Annotated in this window: 20 protein-coding genes and 1 pseudogene; 16 read left to right on the top strand and 5 right to left on the bottom strand. The window is 68.7% G+C overall.

The annotated features are described in order from the left end of the window. Nucleotides 1-223 (top strand): annotated as a pseudogene (locus AB4879_RS15890) (cytochrome ubiquinol oxidase subunit I); the annotation flags it as partial. A 30-nt stretch (nt 224-253) separates the two neighbouring features. Then, a complete protein-coding gene (gene serB / locus AB4879_RS15885) occupies nt 254-1480 on the top strand; it encodes a phosphoserine phosphatase SerB (RefSeq protein WP_199189856.1) in 1227 nt (408 codons plus the stop codon). 92 nt (nt 1481-1572) lie between these two features. On the opposite strand, the gene AB4879_RS15880 is transcribed toward serB, so the two are convergent. Further along, on the bottom strand, nt 1573-3015 hold the full coding sequence (locus AB4879_RS15880; protein WP_370508307.1) for a PLP-dependent aminotransferase family protein: 1443 nt from the start codon (nt 3013-3015) through the stop codon (nt 1573-1575). Between the two features lie 65 nt (nt 3016-3080). On the opposite strand from AB4879_RS15880, the gene AB4879_RS15875 reads away from it, so the two are divergent. The 8 genes from AB4879_RS15875 to AB4879_RS15840 all read left to right on the top strand — a co-directional run bounded on the left by AB4879_RS15875 (nt 3081) and on the right by AB4879_RS15840 (nt 9207). Further along, entirely contained in the window at nt 3081-3248 is a 168-nt protein-coding gene (locus tag AB4879_RS15875; protein WP_096310941.1) for a hypothetical protein, read from the top strand. Beyond that, nucleotides 3245-3958, top strand: a complete 714-nt coding sequence (locus tag AB4879_RS15870; protein WP_370508306.1) for a YitT family protein — start codon at nt 3245-3247, stop codon at nt 3956-3958. The genes AB4879_RS15875 and AB4879_RS15870 overlap by 4 nt, the downstream gene beginning before the upstream one ends. After that, nucleotides 3901-4755, top strand: coding sequence for an ABC transporter ATP-binding protein (locus AB4879_RS15865; RefSeq protein ID WP_370508347.1), 855 nt, complete (start codon nt 3901-3903; stop codon nt 4753-4755). Before AB4879_RS15870 ends, AB4879_RS15865 begins: the two co-directional genes overlap by 58 nt. Beyond that, on the top strand, nt 4755-5579 hold the full coding sequence (locus AB4879_RS15860; RefSeq protein WP_102806960.1) for an NUDIX hydrolase: 825 nt from the start codon (nt 4755-4757) through the stop codon (nt 5577-5579). Before AB4879_RS15865 ends, AB4879_RS15860 begins: the two co-directional genes overlap by 1 nt. Nucleotide 5580: 1 nt before the next feature. After that, nucleotides 5581-6294 carry an enoyl-CoA hydratase gene (locus AB4879_RS15855; RefSeq protein WP_370508305.1) on the top strand — a complete coding sequence of 238 codons (714 nt, stop codon included), beginning with the start codon at nt 5581-5583 and terminating at the stop codon, nt 6292-6294. Nucleotides 6295-6303: 9 nt separating this feature from the next. Continuing rightward, nucleotides 6304-7272 (top strand): class I SAM-dependent methyltransferase, encoded by a 969-nt coding sequence (locus tag AB4879_RS15850; RefSeq protein ID WP_370508304.1) that lies wholly within the window; start codon nt 6304-6306, stop codon nt 7270-7272. Further along, nucleotides 7230-8450 (top strand): class I SAM-dependent methyltransferase, encoded by a 1221-nt coding sequence (locus AB4879_RS15845; RefSeq protein WP_370508346.1) that lies wholly within the window; start codon nt 7230-7232, stop codon nt 8448-8450. The genes AB4879_RS15850 and AB4879_RS15845 overlap by 43 nt, the downstream gene beginning before the upstream one ends. A gap of 61 nt (nt 8451-8511) precedes the next feature. Next, nucleotides 8512-9207 (top strand): esterase, encoded by a 696-nt coding sequence (locus AB4879_RS15840; protein ID WP_102806956.1) that lies wholly within the window; start codon nt 8512-8514, stop codon nt 9205-9207. Here the strand turns inward: AB4879_RS15840 and AB4879_RS15835 are convergent. Beyond that, nucleotides 9204-10466: a PQQ-binding-like beta-propeller repeat protein gene (locus tag AB4879_RS15835; RefSeq protein WP_370508344.1), complete on the bottom strand. Its 1263-nt coding sequence runs from the start codon at nt 10464-10466 to the stop codon at nt 9204-9206. The genes AB4879_RS15840 and AB4879_RS15835 overlap by 4 nt on opposite strands. 109 nt (nt 10467-10575) lie before the next feature. Here AB4879_RS15835 and AB4879_RS15830 point away from each other — a divergent pair, with 109 nt between their 5' ends. Both AB4879_RS15830 and AB4879_RS15825 read left to right on the top strand, forming a co-directional pair. Further along, the gene (locus AB4879_RS15830; protein WP_083116693.1) at nt 10576-11322 is read left to right on the top strand and encodes an acyltransferase; all 747 of its coding nucleotides are present in this window, start codon (nt 10576-10578) and stop codon (nt 11320-11322) included. A gap of 95 nt (nt 11323-11417) precedes the next feature. Then, on the top strand, nt 11418-11900 hold the full coding sequence (locus AB4879_RS15825) for an MPT63 family protein (protein WP_370508303.1): 483 nt from the start codon (nt 11418-11420) through the stop codon (nt 11898-11900). Nucleotides 11901-11904: 4 nt separating this feature from the next. Here the strand turns inward: AB4879_RS15825 and AB4879_RS15820 are convergent, their stop codons facing one another. The 3 genes from AB4879_RS15820 to AB4879_RS15810 are packed head-to-tail and all read right to left on the bottom strand — an operon-like array spanning nt 11905 to nt 15568. Further along, the gene (locus AB4879_RS15820) at nt 11905-13137 is read right to left on the bottom strand and encodes a glycosyltransferase family 4 protein (RefSeq protein ID WP_370508302.1); all 1233 of its coding nucleotides are present in this window, start codon (nt 13135-13137) and stop codon (nt 11905-11907) included. Then, nucleotides 13134-14723, bottom strand: a complete 1590-nt coding sequence (locus tag AB4879_RS15815) for a 1,4-alpha-glucan branching protein domain-containing protein (protein WP_370508301.1) — start codon at nt 14721-14723, stop codon at nt 13134-13136. The genes AB4879_RS15820 and AB4879_RS15815 overlap by 4 nt, the downstream gene beginning before the upstream one ends. Continuing rightward, nucleotides 14720-15568, bottom strand: coding sequence for a class I SAM-dependent methyltransferase (locus AB4879_RS15810; protein ID WP_370508300.1), 849 nt, complete (start codon nt 15566-15568; stop codon nt 14720-14722). The genes AB4879_RS15815 and AB4879_RS15810 overlap by 4 nt, the downstream gene beginning before the upstream one ends. A gap of 135 nt (nt 15569-15703) precedes the next feature. Here AB4879_RS15810 and AB4879_RS15805 point away from each other — a divergent pair, with 135 nt between their 5' ends. From AB4879_RS15805 to AB4879_RS15790, 4 genes are all read left to right on the top strand, one after another. Continuing rightward, a complete protein-coding gene (locus tag AB4879_RS15805) occupies nt 15704-16498 on the top strand; it encodes an electron transfer flavoprotein subunit beta/FixA family protein (RefSeq protein ID WP_036339299.1) in 795 nt (264 codons plus the stop codon). A gap of 42 nt (nt 16499-16540) precedes the next feature. After that, on the top strand, nt 16541-17497 hold the full coding sequence (locus tag AB4879_RS15800; RefSeq protein ID WP_102806951.1) for an electron transfer flavoprotein subunit alpha/FixB family protein: 957 nt from the start codon (nt 16541-16543) through the stop codon (nt 17495-17497). 140 nt (nt 17498-17637) lie between these two features. Continuing rightward, nucleotides 17638-18486 carry a GNAT family N-acetyltransferase gene (locus AB4879_RS15795; protein ID WP_102806950.1) on the top strand — a complete coding sequence of 283 codons (849 nt, stop codon included), beginning with the start codon at nt 17638-17640 and terminating at the stop codon, nt 18484-18486. Beyond that, on the top strand, nt 18483-19319 hold the full coding sequence (locus AB4879_RS15790; protein WP_370508299.1) for a lysophospholipid acyltransferase family protein: 837 nt from the start codon (nt 18483-18485) through the stop codon (nt 19317-19319). The genes AB4879_RS15795 and AB4879_RS15790 overlap by 4 nt, the downstream gene beginning before the upstream one ends. The last annotated feature ends 25 nt before the right edge of the window (nt 19320-19344 follow it).

The following is a 19344-nucleotide window of genomic DNA, read 5'->3' as shown; positions in this document are numbered from 1 at the left end:
CGATCCGTGGGGTTACGGCAACTCGCTGGAGTGGGCCACCTCGTGCCCGCCGCCGCGGCACAACTTCACCGAGCTGCCCCGAATCCGTTCGGAGCGCCCGGCATTCGAACTGCACTACCCGCACATGATCGAGCGGATGCGTGCCGAGGCCCACGTCGGGCGCGCGCACGGCCCGGACGACGGCGACGTCACGCGTCTCGACGACGAGCACGTCCGCACCTAACTCGGGATCCGCAACCCTCCGGGTATGACCATGTCCAAGGTGTCGGTGCTGATCACCGTCACCGGTGTAGACCAGCCTGGCGTCACCTCCGCGCTGTTCGAAGTGTTGGCCCGCCATGCCGTTGATCTCCTCAACGTCGAGCAGGTGGTGATCCGCGGGCGGCTGACGCTCGGTGTGCTGGTCTCCGGCGACGCCAGTGTGGCCGACGGTGTGCAACTGCGCGATGACGTCACCACGGCGATTCATCGTGTCGGGCTGGACGTGACGATCGAACGCAGCGACGACACCCCGATCATCCGTGAGCCGTCGACGCACACCATCGTGGTGCTCGGGCGGCCGATCACGGCGGCAGCCTTCGGGGTGGTGGCTCGCGAGGCCGCCGCGCTCGGGGTCAATATCGACTTCATCCGCGGCGTCTCCGACTACCCGGTGACGGGACTGGAGTTGCGGGTGTCGGTTCCCGCCGGTGTGGGTGGCGAGTTGCGCACGCTGCTGGCCCGGGTGGCGTCGGAACAGGGCCTGGACATCGCCGTCGAGAACTACAGCCTGGAGCGACGGGCCAAGCGGCTCATCGTGTTCGACGTCGACTCCACGCTCATCCAGGGTGAGGTCATCGAGATGCTGGCCGCCCACGCCGGTGCCGAGGAGGCGGTCGCCGCCGTCACCGAGGCGGCCATGCGGGGCGAACTGGACTTCGCCGAATCGCTGCATCGCCGGGTTGAAACGCTGGCCGGCCTGCCCGCCGAGGTGCTCGACGAGGTCGCCGAGAAGATCGAGCTGACCCCCGGCGCACGCACCACGATCCGGACGTTGCGACGCCTGGGCTTCCACTGCGGGGTGGTCTCGGGCGGCTTCCGTCAGGTGATCGATCCGCTGGCGCATGAGCTGATGCTGGACTTCGTCGCCGCCAACGAACTCGAGATCGTCGACGGCAAGCTGACCGGGCGGGTCGTCGGCGAGGTCGTCGACCGCGCCGGAAAAGCCAAGGCGCTGCGTGACTTCGCGCGCCAGGCCGGTGTTCCGATGGAGCAGACCGTGGCGGTCGGCGACGGGGCCAACGACATCGACATGCTGGCCGCTGCCGGGCTCGGAGTGGCGTTCAACGCCAAGCCCGCGTTGCGCGCGGTCGCCGACACCTCGCTGAGCCATCCCTACCTGGACACCGTGCTGTTCATCCTCGGCATCACCCGCGCCGAAATCGAGGCGGCCGACGCCGTCGACGGCGTGCTGCGCAGGGTCGAGATCCCGCCGGAGTAGGCGCTCAGGCACCGAACTCGACGTTTTGCAGGCGATCACTCGCACTTTCTCTGCGAATTGTCGGTTTCGGCGCGAAGAGAGGTGAGCGCGCCCTAGATCACCACGGCCGTCGACTCGACGGTGGCCGAGCCGGTGATGCTGCGCCACGCCCGGCCGAGCAATTCGATTGCCTCGGTCAACTCGTCCTCGGGCAGTGCGAACGGAATCCGGACGAAGCGCTCCAGTGTGCCGTCCACCCCGAAGCGGGGGCCGGGTGGCAACTCGACGCCGAGCCGGGATGCCGACGCGCACATCGCCGAGCTCACCGGCGCGGGCAGCTGTACCCACACCGACATGCCGCCGGTGCCCGGCAGCGGACGCCACTCCGGCAGGTGTTGCTCCAACAGTTCGAGGAGTAGCGCCCGTCGCCCCCGTAGGATCTCCCGGCGTTCGGGCAGTACCTCCTCGCGCCGCGTGAGAAGCCTTGCCGCAGCGAGCTGTTCGACCACCGACGTACCGAGATCAATCGACGGGCGGACTGCGCGAATGGTGGCGAGCACGCTCGGTTCGGCGCGGATCCAGCCGATGCGCATCCCGCCCCAGAACGACTTCGACATCGATCCGATCGTGATCATCAGGTCGGTGCGCGTCCTCATCGAGGCGGCGACCGGCGGCGGCACCGGCTCGTCGATCCAGACGTCGGTGAGGGTTTCGTCGATCACTGTGCGGGTGCGGGTCTCGGCGACGATGTCGCAAATTCGCTTGCGGTCCGCGGGCGGCATCGAGAACCCTGTCGGATTGTGATTGTCAGGCACCAGGTAGGCCAGAGTCGGGGCGAGTTGGCGCACGGCGGCGTGTACGGCGTCGAGTTCCCAACCCTCCCTTGTCATCGCGACCGGAACGGGCCGGGCGCCCGCGGTCGCGATCGCGCTGAGCGCCCCGTGATAGGTGGGCTGCTCGACGAGTACGCGATCTCCGGGCTGAACGTAGGTCGTCAGGATCAACGCGATCGCGTGCTGCGCGCCGCTGGTGACCATGATCTGGTCGGCTTCGGTGGGAAGCCCTCTGGCGCAATAGCGTTCGGCGATCGCCTCACGAAAGGGCAAGATCCCGCGCATGTCATGTCCGGTTTGCTGCAGATAGCCGGCGGACTCGCGGGCGGCCTCGGTGAACGCGTCCTGCACTGCGCTGGCCGGGGCGGCCAGAGCAGCCGACGCCAGGTTGATGGCGGCCGGTGTCGCGGTCGGGACACTGACCGGAGTGTGGGGGAGGGCAACCGTACTGCGGGCGCCGCGCCGGGCATGCAGATAGCCGCTGTCGCCCAGGTCCGCGTACGCGGCGGTGACGGTGGTCCGGGAGACCCGCAGCGCGTCGGCGAGCACGCGCTCGCTGGGCAGTCGCGAACCGACCGGCAGCCGGCCGTCGACGATCAGCATCCGCAGCCCGTCGGCCAATGCTTGGTAGGAGGGGCCACTTTTGCTGGAGGTACGCCAGTTGCCCAGCTCTCGGACCAAAAGGTCCGGGTCAAGGGTTCTGGCCTTCATCGTCGTCGGCATTTGAAGGCCAGTATGAGTCAACTGGCTATTGAAGAGCAAGCCAATCCGTCGGAAGTATGGTTCACATGAGTACCTGGTTCTCCCGAGTGGCCTCCCGGCTCGCGACCCTCCTCGACCCCGGCCACGGCCCGTGGAATCCGTCCTCGACCGGATGGGATGACGTCGACGCCGACGCGCGCCGGATGCGCGCGGATCTCGACGCCTTGCGCGTGCGGTTCTCCGACCACCGGTGAGCACGGCGCTGCGCGGGTTCGCCCTGCTGACCGGCCTCACCGGCTACGGCCTCTCGATGGCGATGATGGTGCGCGCCGGGCTCGGCCTCGATCCGTGGGATGTGTTCCACCAGGGGCTGACCCGGCACACACCGATGACCATCGGGGTGGCCTCGGCGGTGGTCGGTGTCGTCGTACTACTGGCCTGGATCCCGTTGCGCAACAAGCCCGGTATCGGCACGGTCGCCAACGTCGTCGTCATCGCGGTCACCGTCGACGCCGGACTGGCCGTGCTGACCGCACCGGAATCGGTACCGGCCCGGGTCGCCCTGATGCTGGCAGCGGTGCTGCTCAACGCGGTATCGACGGTTCTCTACGTGGGCGCCGGCCTGGGACCCGGTCCCCGTGACGGCTTGATGACGGGACTGGTTGCGCGGACCGGTGTTTCGGTACGTGTCGTGCGCACCGCAATCGAAGCCACCGTGCTGGCGGTGGGATGGCTGCTGGGCGGCAGCGTGGGAGTCGGAACCGTCATCTACGCCTTCGGTATCGGGCCGATGGTGCAACTCGTCCTGCGTCTCACCCCGAAACCGGTCCTGGCCGCCAGCGGGTGGGCGAACATCCTCGAGAAGAGTCGAAAACGCAGCGACCCCAGACGTACAGCCGCCGGTGAATACGGCACGATGGTGCAGTGTCCGATGCCGCCGACGAGGTCGACTCCGACCTGCTGATCGACTTCCGGAAAGTATCGCTGCGCCGCGGGGGCCGGGTCCTGGTCGGGCCCATCACCTGGCAGGTCGAACTCGACGAACGCTGGGTGGTGATCGGCCCCAACGGCGCAGGCAAGACCTCGCTGCTGCGGATGGCGGCCGCGATGGAACATCCGTCGTCCGGCGTGGCCTACGTGCTCGCGGAGCGGCTGGGCCGCACCGACATGGCCGAGTTGCGCCAGCGGGTGGGGTTGAGCAGCGCGGCGCTCGCACAGCGGGTGCCAGACGACGAACTGGTCCGCGATCTGGTCGTCTCGGCTGGGTACGCCGTGTTGGGCCGGTGGCGGGAGAATTACGACGAAATCGACTACGCCCGCGCCGTGGACACGTTGGAGAGCGTCGGCGCCGAACACCTGGCCGACCGCACCTACGGCACCCTGTCGGAGGGTGAACGCAAACGCGTGCTGATCGCCCGCTCGCTGATGACCGATCCCGAGTTGCTCCTGCTCGACGAGCCCGCAGCCGGGCTGGACCTCGGTGGCCGCGAGGAACTGGTCGCCCGGCTGGCCGATCTGGCTGCCGACCCCGACGCACCCGCGCTGGTACTGGTCACCCACCATGTCGAGGAGATCCCGCCGGGCTTCAGCCACTGCCTGATCCTGTCCGAGGGCCAGGTGGTGGCCGGTGGACTGCTGCGTGACACCCTGACGGCGGAGAATCTGTCCACCGCGTTCGGGCAATCGATTGCGCTGGACGTCATCGACGGCCGCTACTTCGCCCGACGTGTGCGCAGTCGCGCGGCCCACAGGAGGCGCTGATGAGCGACAAGCCCGAACCATTGCCGGTCCGCCCGGCGGCGACGGTCATGCTGATCCGGGACACCCCGGCCGAGGGCGTCGAGGTTTTTCTGATGCGCCGCCACAGCGCGATGGAGTTCGCCGGCGGGGTGATGGTGTTCCCGGGCGGCGGTGTCGATGACCGCGACCGCAACTCCGACATCGCCTGGTACGGGCCCGGGCCGGACTGGTGGGCCACCCGGTTCGGCATCGACGACGATCTCGCCGAAGCGTTGGTGTGTGCCGCGGCCCGCGAGACGTTCGAGGAGTCCGGGGTGTTGTTCGCCGGACCGGCCGACGATCCGGACGGCATCGTCGCCGATGCGTCGGTCTATCGGGAGGCGCGCGGGGCCCTGGTGGACCGCAGCCTGTCGTTCTCGGACTTCCTGCGCCGGGAGAAGTTGGTGCTGCGCGCCGACCTGCTGCGGCCGTGGGCCAATTGGGTCACTCCTGAGGAAGAGCGCACCCGGCGCTACGACACCTACTTTTTCGTCGGCGCCCTGCCGGCGGGCCAGCGCGCCGACGGCCACAACACCGAATCCGATCACGCCGCCTGGACCAGTCCGGAGGCCGCCATCGAGGACTTCGCCGAGGCCCGCTCGTTCCTGCTGCCGCCGACCTGGACGCAACTGGACTCGCTGGCCGGGCGCTCGGTCGACGAGGTTCTGGCGCTGGAACGCCAGATCGTGGTTGTTCAACCCAATCTCGCTGTGCGCGAAGGTAACTGGGAGATCGAGTTCTTCAACAGCGATCGGTACAACGAGGCGCGCAACCGTCGCGCCCCGCAGGGTTACGGCGGCGACTGAGGTGCGCGAGTTCGCACATGTGCACGTCGGCGAGCAGCACCCAGCAGTGGGCGTGCTGCTGCTGTCGCGCCCACCGACCAACGCCCTGACCAGGCAGACCTACCGCGAGCTCATCGACGCGGCCGCCGAGGTGGGCCGCCGCGCCGACATCGCGACGGTGATCCTGTTCGGCGGCCACGAGATCTTCTCCGCAGGCGACGACGTCCCGGAACTGCGCACGCTGAACCGCGCCGAGGCCGAGGCTGCCGACCGGCTGCGCCGCGATGCACTCGATGCGGTGGCGGCGATTCCCAAGCCGACGGTTGCGGCGATCACCGGCTACGCGCTGGGCGCCGGGCTGAGCCTGGCGTTGGCCGCCGACTGGCGGGTCAGCGGCGACAACGTCAAACTCGGTGCCACTGAAATCCTGGCCGGGCTGGTCCCCGGCGGCGGTGGAGCCGAGCGGCTGGCCGGGGCGGTCGGGCCGGCGCGGGCCAAGGAGCTGGCGTTCAGCGGGCGCTTCGTCGACGCCAAGGAGTCACTGGCGCTCGGACTCATCGACGAGATGGTGGCCCCCGACCACGTCTTCGACGCCGCAGCGGCGTGGGCGGGCCGGTTCGTCGACGCCGAGCCGAGCGCGCTGGCCGGTGCGAAAGCCCTCATCGACGGTCGGCTCGATGCCCGTGAGCAGGCCGAACGCTACGGCCAGGTCTTCTCCGCCGGGGACGGCAGTTAGGCTGCCCTGATGACGACGATCGACCCGGCCCCGCAGCCGCACGCCACCGCGGAACAAGTCGAGGCCGCGCTCAAGGACAGCAAGCTGGCGCAGATCCTCTACCACGACTGGGAGGCCGAGAGCTACGACGACAAATGGTCGATCTCGTACGACAAACGCTGCGTGGACTACGCCCGCAATCTCTTCGACGCGACCGTGCCCCCCGAGGAATTGCGCGAGCTGCCCTATGACCGCGCGCTCGAGCTGGGCTGCGGCAGCGGCTTCTTCCTGCTCAACCTGATCCAGGCGGGTGTGGCCCGACGTGGCTCGGTGACCGATCTGTCGCCGGGCATGGTCAAGGTCGCCACCCGCAACGGCGAGAACCTGGGTCTGGACATCGACGGCCGGGTCGCCGACGCAGAGGGTGTCCCGTACGAGGACGACACCTTCGACCTCGTCGTCGGCCATGCCGTGCTGCACCACATCCCCGACGTCGAGAAGTCCCTGCGCGAAGTCGTGCGGGTGCTCAAGCCGGGCGGCCGGTTCGTGTTCGCCGGCGAGCCGACCAGCGTCGGCAACACCTACGCCCGCTCGCTGTCGACGCTGACCTGGCGGGTGGCCACCAACGCCACCAAGCTGCCCGGCCTTCAGGGCTGGCGGCGGCCGCAGGCCGAACTCGACGAGTCGTCGCGCGCCGCCGCGCTGGAGGCGGTCGTCGACCTGCACACCTTCGATCCCGCCGACCTCGAGCGGATGGCCCGCAGCGCGGGTGCCGTCGACGTGTCGACCTCGACCACTGAGTTCACCGCCGCGATGCTCGGCTGGCCGCTGCGCACGTTCGAGGCCGCCGTACCGCCCGGCAAGCTGGGCTGGGGCTACGCCAAGTTCGCCTTCAACAGCTGGATCGGCCTGAGCTGGGTGGATGACAACCTCTGGCGGCGCGTTGTGCCCAAGGGCTGGTACTACAACGTCATGATCACCGGGGTCAAGCCGTCCTGACCTTCGGGCGCGACGACGTCACCTACCTCACCAGTGACGCCGGTGTGGCGGCGCTGGCCGAGGTCGCCGGCTATCGGCTGACCGATGCCACCCGGCTCGCCGACGTCACCGCGATCCGCGACCGGTTCGCCGAGCGCAGCACCGCGCTGGTCGAGACGACGTTGTTGCGCCGCAAGGCCGTCGCCAAACTCGGGGACCTGGGCGACGTGTCGCGATGGTTGTTCACCGACGACGCCCTGCAGCAGGCCACCGCCGAGCCGGTGGCCCGGCACCGGGCCGCCCGGCTGGCCGGTGCGGTGGTGCACGACGCGACCTGTTCGATCGGCACCGAGCTGGCCGCGTTGCGGTCCACGGCGGCCGTGCTCGTCGGCAGCGACATCGACGAGATGCGCCTGGCGATGGCGCATCACAACGTGCCGGACGTGGCGCTGTGCCGTGCCGATGCGCTGCACCCGGTGAGCCGCGACGCTGTGGTGCTGCTCGATCCGGCGCGCCGGTCAGGCGGGCGTCGGCGCTTCGATCCCCGCGACTACGTGCCACCGCTGGACGCGCTGTACGACGCCTACCGCGGCCGCTCCACCGTCGTGAAGTGCGCGCCCGGAATCGATTTCGAGGCGGTCGCGGAGCTGGGCTTCGAGGGTGAGATCGAGGTGACCTCGGCCGGCGGTTCGGTGCGGGAGGCCTGTCTGTGGTCGCCTGCGCTGGCCACACCGGGAGTCCGCCGGCGGGCCTGCGTCCTGGACCGCGGCGAGGTGGTCACCGACGCCGACCCCGATGACTGCCCGACGCGCCCCGCCGGCCGCTGGATCGTCGACCCGGACGGGGCGATCGTGCGCGCCGGACTGGTCCGCCATTACGCGGCCCGGCACGGGCTGTGGCAGCTCGACCCGGAGATCGCGTACCTCAGTGGCGATCACGTGCCACCCGGGGTGCGTGGCTTCGAAGTGCTCGACGAGCTGCCGTTGCGGGAAAAGATTCTGCGCCAAGCACTCTCACAGCGTGATTGCGGGCAGCTCGAAATCCTGGTGCGCGGTGTCGGCGTCGATCCCGATGCACTGCGTCGACGGCTGCGGCCGACCGGGCGCGCCTCGCTGTCGCTGGTGATCACCCGGATCGGCGCCGGCGCGGGGGAGCGCTCTGCGGTGTTCCTCTGTCGAGCGTCCGCCGCACACACCTAGCGCGGGTACGCTGGCGGCCAGCGGCGCCGGTGCCGTCTTCGAGCGCGAGGACTGTCGACGAATGCGCATTTCCCATCTGGCCACCCTGCTGGTCTTCGGCGTGCTGATCGCTGAACAATCCATCGCGGTGGCCGGTGCGGCGACCGACTGCGCGGCCATGGGCGGAACCATGGAGGCGGGCAATGTCTGCCATGTCCACACCGCCGCCTCCGGCTACACGATGGATCTGCGGTTCCCCACCGACTACGCCGACGAGCAGGCCGTCCTGGACTATTTGACGCAAAACCGCGAGGGATTCACCAATGTCGCGCAGATGCCATCGATCCGCAATGTGCCGTACGAAATGGACGTCACCACAGAATCATTCACCTCGGGACCGCCGCCCGGCGCCACCCAGAGCGTGGTGCTGAAACTCTTCCAAGACGTCGGTGGCGCCCACCCGACGACCTGGTACAAGGCGTTCACCTACGATGTGGCGCACCGCAAGCCGGTGACGTTCGAGACGCTCTTTGCGCCCGACGCCAAGGTTCTCAACACGATATTCCCGATCGTGCAAGCCGATCTCGAGCGGCAGACCGGTCTGACCGGCGTGATCGCCACCGGCGACGGACTCGACCCGTCGCATTATCAGAATTTCGCCATCACCGACGATGCGGTGATCTTCTACTTCGGTCAGGGCGAGCTGCTGCCGTCGGACGCCGGGGCCACCTCGGCCTCGGTGCCGCGAGCGGCGCTCCCGCCGCTGCAGCTCACCTAGACGGGGTCGAAGCTGTACAACTGGCCGGCGCTGGTGGCCACCACGACCCGCCGATCGAGACCGACCGACACCCCCACCGGGAAGCCATCGGCCTGCGGCAGGGGATAGCTGTTGAGGGTGTGACCGTCAGCGGGGTCGAACGCCAGCAACGACAGTCCCGACGGCGAGCCGGCGACCACCGTGTAGGCCACGGGTCCGGCCTGACTCGACGTGCTCAACGGTGTGACATCGTCGCGGCGCCAGGCAACCTGGGCGTGGTCGCCGGCGTCCTTGAGCGCAACCAGGCGGGTATTGGGGCCGCCGCCCACGACGATCAGCCCGTCGGGTGACACCGACGGCGGGGTTTGGGGCAGAAAGTCCAGCGGCGCAGACCATTTCGGCTTGCCGTCGGAGGTCTTCAAGGCCCACAGTTTGTGGTCGCGGCCGGTGATGTACACCGTGGTCCCGTCGGCGGACGCCACCGGTGCGGCCAGCACGCCGGCGGCGATGGCGTCCGACGTCCACTCGCGGGTGAGCAGCGGGGTCTGGCCGGGGTGGTACTGCAAGCCGACGAGCGTCGACGCCTTGGCGCCGGGCAGCCACAGACTCACGACGATGGTGCGGGTCGCGGCGGCGTAGGCAGGGGGTGCGGCCACCGGGCACTGCGGCAGTCCCTGAGCGCAATCGGTCAGCCCGCGGACCGAATCGGTCGGGTCGAGGCCCTCGACGAGATCCATCGGGGTGCCGGTCACGTCACCGCGGTGGGAGTCGAACACCAGCACCTGCCCGAGGTGGGTGACGACAAGCAACTGGCCGCCACCGAGAAACCGTGCCGTCGTGGGCATTCCGATGACGTTCTGGCGCCAGCGGATCCACTGGGTCGGCGGGTAGGACTGCATCATGCCGGGCTGGCCGATGTACAGATTGTCGAACTGGTCGAACAGCGGGCTGGCGAATCCGCCGCCGAGCACCATCCGGGTGCACCAGCGTTGCCTGCCGTTGTTGTCGTTCTCCCACACCATCAGCGAACAGCCGCCGGCGGTCTGCCCGTTCGCCGCGAGGTAACTGCCGTCGCCCAGTGCGGCGCCCGCGCCGAGCTCGCCCTTCACCGAGCGGCTCCACTTCAGCCGGAGCGCCGAGGCGCCGCCCGTGCCGGTGTAGCTGCTGTTGGCGGCGTCGGCGTACTGGGCCGACCAGCCGTGCGCCGCGGTGGACTGGACCCACGAGTCCGTGTTGCCGCAACCGGCCAAACCGATCACGACCAGCGCGGCCGACGCCAACGCGAGCAATCGCCGCAGCACCCGTGTCACCTTCCCATCGCGCCATCGCGCTCCCGTGTCAGTACAGGCGAGGGTAACCCGCGCCCGACCTCCACTAGGCTCTCAGGCCATGACGACGATGTGGGGATCGCCGCTCCACAAGCGGTGGATGGGTTCGCGCCTGCGGGATCCGCGGCAGGCGCGCTTCCTGACCAGGGACTCGCTGCGCTGGGTCATCGCGAACCGGGCCTACACGCCCTGGTACCTGGTGCGCTATTGGCGCCTGCTGAAGTTCAAGCTGACGAATCCGCACATCATCACCCGCGGGATGGTGTTCCTCGGCAAGGACGTCGAGATCCACGCCACCCCCGAACTGGCGCAGTTGGAGATCGGGCGCTGGGTGCACATCGGTGACAAGAACACCATCCGCGCCCATGAGGGCTCGCTGCGGTTCGGCGACAAAGTGGTGCTGGGCCGCGACAACGTCATCAACTGCTACCTGGACATCGAACTGGGTGACTCGGCGCTGATGGCCGACTGGTGCTACGTCTGCGACTTCGACCACAAGATGGACAACATCGAGATGCCGATCAAGGACCAGGGCATCGTCAAGAGTCCGGTGCGGATCGGGCCGGACACCTGGATCGCGGCCAAAGTGACCGTGCTGCGCGGTACGACGGTCGGCCGGGGCTGCGTCCTGGGCGCTCACGCCGTGGTGAAGGGTGACATCCCGGATTTCTCGATCGCGGTCGGCTCGCCGGCCAAGGTCGTCAAGAACCGTAAGCTGGCCTGGGACACCTCGGCTGCGCAGCGCGCCGAGCTGGCGGCGGCCCTGGCGGATATTGAACGCAAGAAGGCGTCCCGTCTAGAGGCGTAAGTCATCTCTCCCCGGGTCTTTGGGCACTATCTTCCGGCGTTCGTCCGGGGTTATGCCAAAGGCGTCCATTCAATGTCTTCATCGGGGAGGGCACTGTGAAGATCTCCAGTTCCATCAAGGCTGTACTGGCCATCGCGTTGAGCGCACTCATCGCGCTGGCGGCCGCACCGTTCTCGGCGGCGGCCGACTATCCCATCGTCGGCAGACTGGGAAGCCCGCTGATGATGACCGACAGCGTCGGCCAGGTCTCGTTGAGCTGGAAGGTCAGTGACCTCAAACCCAGCAGCGACGTGATGCCCGGCTATCCGGTGGCCGGCCAGCTGTGGGAGGCGACCGCAACCGTCAACGCGATCAGCGGCCCGGTCACGCCCGCCATCTCGCAGTTCAACGCCGTCGCTCCGAATCAGGCGGCGTATCGGGTGCTCTGGATGGTCGCCGCTCCGTCCAACATCAGCGGTGCCACCATTCCGCAGGGCGCGATGGCGACCGGCAAGATCCACTTCGACGTCACCGGGCCGGCGCCGACCACGGTCACCATGAACAACGGCATGGAGGATCTGCTGATCTGGACGCCGTGAGCCCTCAGCGCCCCGGCAGTGCGTGCTCGACGATCGGCCGGCGCGGCAGGGGATCGCGTTCGTGGCGTTTGGCGGCCAGGTAGACCTGAGCGGTTTCGGCTGCCACGGTGTGCCAGTCGAAATCGGAGGTCAACCGGTTTCGCGCGGCGATGGCTCGTTGCTGCGCGGCGACCGGATCGTCGAGGACGCGACGCACGGCCGCTGCCAGTGCGGTGACGTCGCGCGGCGGGAAGGACACCCCGGTCTCGCCATCGATGACCGCTTCGCCGAGACCGCCGGCAGTGGACGTGACCAGCGGGATGCCCGCCGCAGCCGCCTCGAGTGCGGCGATACCGAACGGCTCGTAGTGGCTGGGCAGCACTGCGGCGTCCGCGCGGTGCAGCAGCCGCAGCAACTCGTCGTGGTCGACGCGGCCGCTGAAGTGAACCGCTTTGAGCACCTTGTGCTTTCGCGCCACTTCCACCAACCAGTCCTGCTGGGTCCCGTCGCCGGCGATCGTCAACGTCGTTCCCGGATGGGTACGCCGGATGCGCGGTAACGCAGCGATCGCGTCGTGCACGCCCTTCTCGTACTCGAGCCGGCCGATGTACAACAACTCCGGTGGACCCGAAGAGGCGGGGCGAGACGCGAACGGCCAACGGCTGGAATCGATTCCGTTACGGATCACGACTATTTCGCCGAGGTCCGGGCCAAACAGTTCACCGATCTCGTCAGCCATGGATGCCGAGCAGGCGATCAGCGAGTCGGACTCCCGGACGAACCAGGATTCGACCGCGTGCACCTGGCGGCTGATCTGGCCGGACACCCAGCCGGAATGCCGACCGGCCTCGGTGGCGTGCACGGTGGAAACCATGGGCACGTCGAAGAATTCGGCCAGAGCAATGGCCGGATGGGCGACCAGCCAGTCGTGGGCGTGCACGATGTCGGGCTGCCAGCCCTTGGCCCGCAAGGTCAGCCCGGCGCGGATCATGGCGTGGCCCATGGCCATCGTCCACGCCATCATGTCGCGGCCGAAGTCGAATTCGTGCGGGTCCTGCGCGGCGGCGATCACCCGGACGCCCTCGTGCACCTCGTCGGTGGTCGGGTGCGTGCTGGGATCGGTGCCCGACGGACGCCGGGACAGCACCACGACATCGTGACCGTCGGCGGCCAGTGCGGTCGCCAGTTGGTAGACGTGACGCCCCAACCCGCCGATGATCACCGGCGGGTATTCCCAGGACACCATCAGGATTTTCATCGGGTCAGCCGCCGGGCGTCGAGTGCGCCGAACAACCCGTCCGCCCGGTTCCAGCCCGCGGCCAGCCGTTCGGCGGCGTCGCGGCGTCCCGAGGCCAGCGCGTCGGAGATTTCCCGGGCCGCATGGGCATGCAGGTGTGCGCGGTAGCGCGCGTAGTCGGCCGCCGAGTCCTTGCTGACCATGAACGGCCAGTCGCTGGACACGGTCAGCAGCGTCTCGCGCAGGATCTGGTCGGCAACGACATCCCGGCTGGGGGCGGCCCCGCGGTGTGCGAGCGCTTTGTCGACGGTCGTCAGGGCGGTGTCGACGACCTCGGTGTTGAGCGCGACGATGTCGGCCACCTGCTCGCCGGCCCAGACCTGCCAGTCCTTGCCGGATCCCCAAGAGCTGGGCGGCAATTCGACGGGCGTCCCGACGTACCCGGCGGACAGTGCATCGCTGAGCGTGCCGACCCGGACGCCGGCTTCTGGCAGTGCGCGCAGCAGCCGCTCGAGCCAGATCGGGCCCTCGTACCACCAGTGCCCGAACAGCTCGGTGTCGAAGGCCGCCACCACATGTGCGGGACGGCCGATGCGCTGCGACTCCGAGATCAACCGCTGGCGGACGACTCCGACGAAGTCGGCGACATGGGCGTCGATGGCATGGTCGGCGCGCTGCGGGTCGTAGGGCGCCTTGGCAGCCGAGTCCACGTTGCGGCCGGTGACCCGAGCCGGCTTGAGCCCGGTCAGATGGTCATAGGTGTGGAAGTCGCGGTAGGCGGCATGTCCGGGGTAGCCCGACTTCGGCGACCACACCCGATAGCTGACTTGAAGGTCGCGGCCGAACGCCACCACATTCGTGGATCCGACCGGCCGGCCGAGCGCGGTGTCACCGTGCAGCGAGGGTCCGTCGACCATGAAGTGACCGACGCCGGCGGCGGCGTAGTCATGTTCCATGCCTGGGGCGTAAGCACATTCGGGTGCCCAGATGCCTGTGGGCGTGTGCGCGAACCGCTGGCCGGCGTCGGCCAGGCCTTCGCGGAGCGCGAATTCCCGCAGCCGCGGATTGAGCAGCGGCTGGAACGGGTGAGCCAGCGGACCGCCCAGCAGTTCGACGGTGCCGGCGTCGATCAGTTGGCGCAGCAGCGGGCTGGCGCCGTGCCGCCAGAGCGTGCTGAAGTCCTCGAGGGCGCGCTCGGCCTCGTCGTACTCACGAATACCGAACTCGCGCAATGCTTCCGGAGTCGTCGCGGTACCGGCATCGGCGCCGGTCGGGGTGCGCAGGGTGGCCGCCTCGAGTGCCCGCAGCTGCCAATTGGCCAGCCACCGGTGCATACCGTCCAGGCAGTAGGGGTCGTCGAGTTGCGCGGTGACCACCGGCGTCATGCCCAGCGTGATCACGCCGCGACGGCCTTCGGCGGCCAGCGTGCGCAACACGCGCATCAGCGGGAGGTAGGCAGCCGCCCAGGATTGGTAGAGCCATTCCTCGCCGACCGGCCAGCGGCCGTGGTGGGCCAGCCACGGCAGGTGGGTGTGCAGGACGAGGGTGAACTGGCCGGGAATGGAATCCACGCTCGATCCTCGATTCGCTCCGCGAGCGTCGCTCATACGCGCACCGCGATCGCCACCAGATCCAGGCTGTCGTCGATGTCGCGGTCGGCCTCCTGGAGCACGTCGAAGTCCTCGCAGCGCACGGCCGCGACGTCGGCCAGCAGCTCGTCGGACCAGGGAGCGTCGGCCAATGCCCGCTCGATCTGGGCGTCGATGATCGAGCCGCCGTGGCGTTGGTCCATCGCGGCCAGGCCCGGCCCGTGAAAGACCCCGCTCATCGTGCGCATCTCGAACTGGCCGCCGCCGGTCAGCAGCTCGGTCAGTTCGTCGGCGTTGAGTTCGCGGGTATGGAACGGATTCACCGGGGTGTCCAGGCCGGGGGAAAAGGTGATGCGGTTCGGCGTCGACATCAGCAGCAGGCCGCCGGGCCGCAGCACCCGGGCGCACTCGGCCACGAATTGTGGCTGATCCCACAAGTGCTCGATGACCTGGAAGTTCACCACAACGTCAACTGAAGCGTCCGGCAGCGGCAAGGCGGCCAGGTTGCCTTCGACGACGTCGACCCGGGGGTAGCGGGCGGCCACATGCGCCACCGTCGCCGCGTCATAGTCCACCGCCACCACCCGGCGCGCCACCGAGGCGATCAGGTCGGCGCCATAGCCCTCGCCGCAGCCCGCTTCCAGCACCTCGCGACCTGCGCAAAGGTCGAGCAGGCGGCGGTAGACCACCTCGTGGCGGCGAAACCAGTAGTTCTCTTCCGCCAGCCCGGGGATGGTCCGCTCGCCGGTCAGCGGCAAACCGCTGTCACCTGCGTCAGTCACGAATGCGCTCATTGCAAGGCAGGCTAACCCGAAGTTGGTGGTTCGCGAACTGCTCGGTACCGATGGGCTGCTAATACACAAACTTCGACCAGCTATGGTGATCGTGCGAACCACTCTAAGTTACCCATCGGTAACATGATGTGTGTTGCGGAATGACCAAAAGTCTTGCGACCTTTTCTGGCCGCAGGACGCCTGCCAGGAGGACGTAGAAGACTCATGACGAACATCGTGGTCCTGATCAAACAGGTCCCAGACACGTGGTCCGAGCGCAAGTTGTCCGACGGTGACTACACGCTCGATCGCGACGCTGCCGATGCCGTGCTGGACGAGATCAACGAGCGTGCCGTTGAAGAGGCGCTGCTGATCAAGGAGCGCGAAGGCGACGCCGCCGGCACCGTCACCGTGCTGACCGCCGGCCCGGAGCGCGCCACCGAGGCGATCCGCAAGGCGCTGTCGATGGGTGCGGACAAGGCCGTTCACCTGCTCGACGACGGCCTGCACGGCTCCGACATGGTGCAGACCGGCTGGGCTCTGGCCCGCGCGCTGGGCGCCATCGAAGGCACCGAGCTGGTCATCGCCGGCAACGAGGCCACCGACGGAACCGGCGGTGCGGTCCCGGCCATCATCGCCGAGTACCTCGGCCTGCCCCAGCTGACGCACCTGCGCAAGGTGACCGTCGAGGGCGGCAAGATCACCGGCGAGCGCGAGACCGACGACGGTGTGTTCACCCTCGAGGCCTCGTTGCCCGCGGTCATCAGCGTCAACGAGAAGATCAACGAGCCGCGCTTCCCGTCCTTCAAGGGCATCATGGCCGCGAAGAAGAAGGAAGTGACCACCCTGACGCTGGCCGAGATCGGCGTCGAGGGCGACGAGGTCGGCCTGGCCAACGCCGGCACTTCGGTGCTGTCGTCCACGCCGAAGCCGCCGAAGACCGCAGGCGAGAAGATCACCGACGAAGGCGACGGCGGCAGCAAGATCGCCCAGTACCTGGTCGCTCAAAAGATCATCTAATTCCTTCCCGGACCATTCGAAAGACAAAGAGGCTGAACAGCTATGGCTGAAGTACTTGTGCTCGTCGAGCACGCCGAAGGTGCGGTGAAGAAAGTCACCGCCGAGCTCATCACCGCCGCCCGTGCGCTGGGCGAGCCGTCGGCCGTCGTGATTGGTGCCCCCGGCACCGCCGCGCCGCTCGTCGACGACCTCAAGGCCGCCGGTGCGGCCAAGATCTACGTCGCCGAGTCGGACGACGCCGCGGGCTACCTGATCACCCCGTTCGTCGACGTGCTGGCGTCGCTGGTGGAGTCGGCCACTCCGGCCGCCGTGCTGCTGGCCGCCAACGCCGACGGCAAGGAGATCGCGGGCCGGCTGGCCGCCCGGACCGGCGCCGGTGTGCTGTCCGACGTCGTCGAGGTCAAGGAGGGTGGCAAGGCCATCCACTCGATCTTCGGTGGCGCCTTCACCGTCGAGGCCCAGGCCAATGGTGACGCCCCGGTGATCACCCTGCGTCCGGGTGCCGTCGACGCCGCGCCCGAAGCCGGTGCCGGTGAGCAGGTGACCGTCGAGGTGCCCGCACAGGCCGAGACCGCCACCAAGATCACCAAGCGCGAGCCCGCCGTGGCAGGCGACCGCCCGGAGCTCACCGAGGCCAGCGTTGTGGTCTCTGGTGGCCGTGGTGTCGGCAGTGCCGACAAGTTCTCGGTGGTCGAGGAACTGGCCGACTCGCTGGGCGGCGCCGTCGGTGCATCGCGTGCCGCCGTCGACTCCGGCTACTACCCGGGCCAGTTCCAGGTGGGCCAGACCGGCAAGACGGTCTCGCCGCAGCTGTACATCGCGCTGGGCATCTCCGGCGCGATCCAGCACCGCGCGGGAATGCAGACGTCCAAGACGATCATCGCGGTGAACAAGGACGAGGAAGCACCGATCTTCGAGATCGCCGATTACGGCATCGTCGGTGACCTGTTCAACGTCACGCCGCAGCTGACCGACGCGGTCAAGTCCCGCAAGGGTTAACTCGCAGCAACAGACAAGGCAACGGCCCCCGCGCGCCCGCAAGGCGTCCGGGGGCCGTCGCTTTTATTGGTCATCGAGCGTGCACGAACACGTCACATGGGCGTTGACATCCCGCCGAATGGCTCAGCAACCGTTCAGGTATGAGCACTGCATCCGTACTCATAGCCCCCGACCAGAACGAATCCGCCACGTTGCGTGGCCCCCGCTACTCACTACTGCTGTCCACCGACCCCGGCCTGATCGACGCGGCCCAGCGGCTGCGGTATCAGGTGTTCACCACCGAGCCCGGCTACGCACTGCCCACTGACGCCGACGGCCGTGACGCCGACCGGTTCGACGAATTCTGCGACCACCTGCTGGTGCGCGAGGACACGTCCGGAGAGGTCGTCGGCTGCTACCGCATGCTGCCACCGCCCGGTGCGATCGCCGCCGGAAGCCTCTACACCGCAACCGAATTCGATGTCAGTGCGCTCGACGCGCTGCGGCCCTCGCTGGTGGAGATGGGCCGCGCGGTGGTGCGAACCGACCACCGCAACGGCGCCGTGGTGCTGCTCATGTGGGCCGGCATCCTGGCTTATCTGGACCGCTGCGGATACGACTACGTCACCGGGTGTGTCTCGGTGCCGACACACCCGAAAGACCCCGCGGGCGCCCCGGGCAGCCAGGTTCGCGGGGTGCGCGATTTCGTGCTGCGCCGCCACGCCGCCGCAGCCGAGCACACGGTGTATCCGTATCGGCCGGTCGTGCTGGACGGTAAGGGTCTCGACGACATCGCACCGCCGGCCCGGCCGACCATCCCGCCGTTGATGCGTGGCTACCTGCGCCTGGGCGCCCGGGTCTGCGGCGAACCCGCGCACGACCCCGAGTTCGGTGTCGGCGACTTCCCGGCCCTGCTCGACAAGCGGCAGGCCGATACGCGCTATCTGACCAGGTTGAGGTCGGTGTCGGCGGCCAGCGAGATGGCCGATGGAGTCGGGGGGAACCCATGACGGTGACCGAGCACGCGTGGCTGCCGCGCGCGTTGTGTGACAGCAGCTGTGTGCGCGCCGGCGACGCCCCGCCGTCGCGGCGGCTGGTCGCGGCGGTGCGGGCGACCTACCGCATCGCGACGGCCCTGATGCTGCTGATGGTGGTGCCGCTGCTGGCGGTGCCGCTGCCAGGTAGGGGCGGTGTCCAACGGCTGTACTGCCGGACGTTCCTGCGGTGTCTCGGCGTGCGAATCACCGTGTCGGGCGGGCCGATTCGTAACCTGCGCGGCGTGCTCGTGGTCAGTGGCCACGTCTCCTGGGTGGACACCTTCGTCATCGGTTCGGTGCTGCCCGGGGCGTTCGTGGCGCGCGCGGACCTCATCGACTGGCCCGCCGTCGGCCTGGCCGCGCGGATCATGAAGGTCATCCCGATCGATCGCGCCAGCCTGCGCCGGCTGCCGCAGGTGGTTGCGACGGTGGCCGAGCGGCTGCGCAACGGGCAGACCGTCGTCGCCTTCCCGGAAGGGACCACCTGGTGCGGCCTGGCCTACGGCCAGTTCCGCCCGGCGATGTTCCAGGCAGCCGTCGACTCCGGCCGGCCCGTGCAGCCGCTGCGGTTGACCTACCACCACCGCGACGGGCGACCCTCGACGGTGACGGCGTTCGTGGGTGACGACTCGCTGTGGCAGTCGCTGAGCCGCACGGTGCGGACCCGGGTGACCGTCGTCGACGTCGAGGTGGCGTCCCTGGAACTGCCGGGTACCGACCGGCGCGAGTTGGCAGCCCGCTGCGAGGTGGCGGTGCGTGGCCAGATCGCCCCGCGGTTCCAGCACAGCCACGCCCTGGCGGGCTGATATAGCCGCCCAACGGCACTCCCGA

Source organism: Mycobacterium sp. SA01 (assembly GCF_041287105.1).
GTDB lineage: Bacteria > Actinomycetota > Actinomycetes > Mycobacteriales > Mycobacteriaceae > Mycobacterium.
Note: the sequence above shows the minus strand (reverse complement) of the source record. Positions and strands in the feature narration are given on the sequence as shown.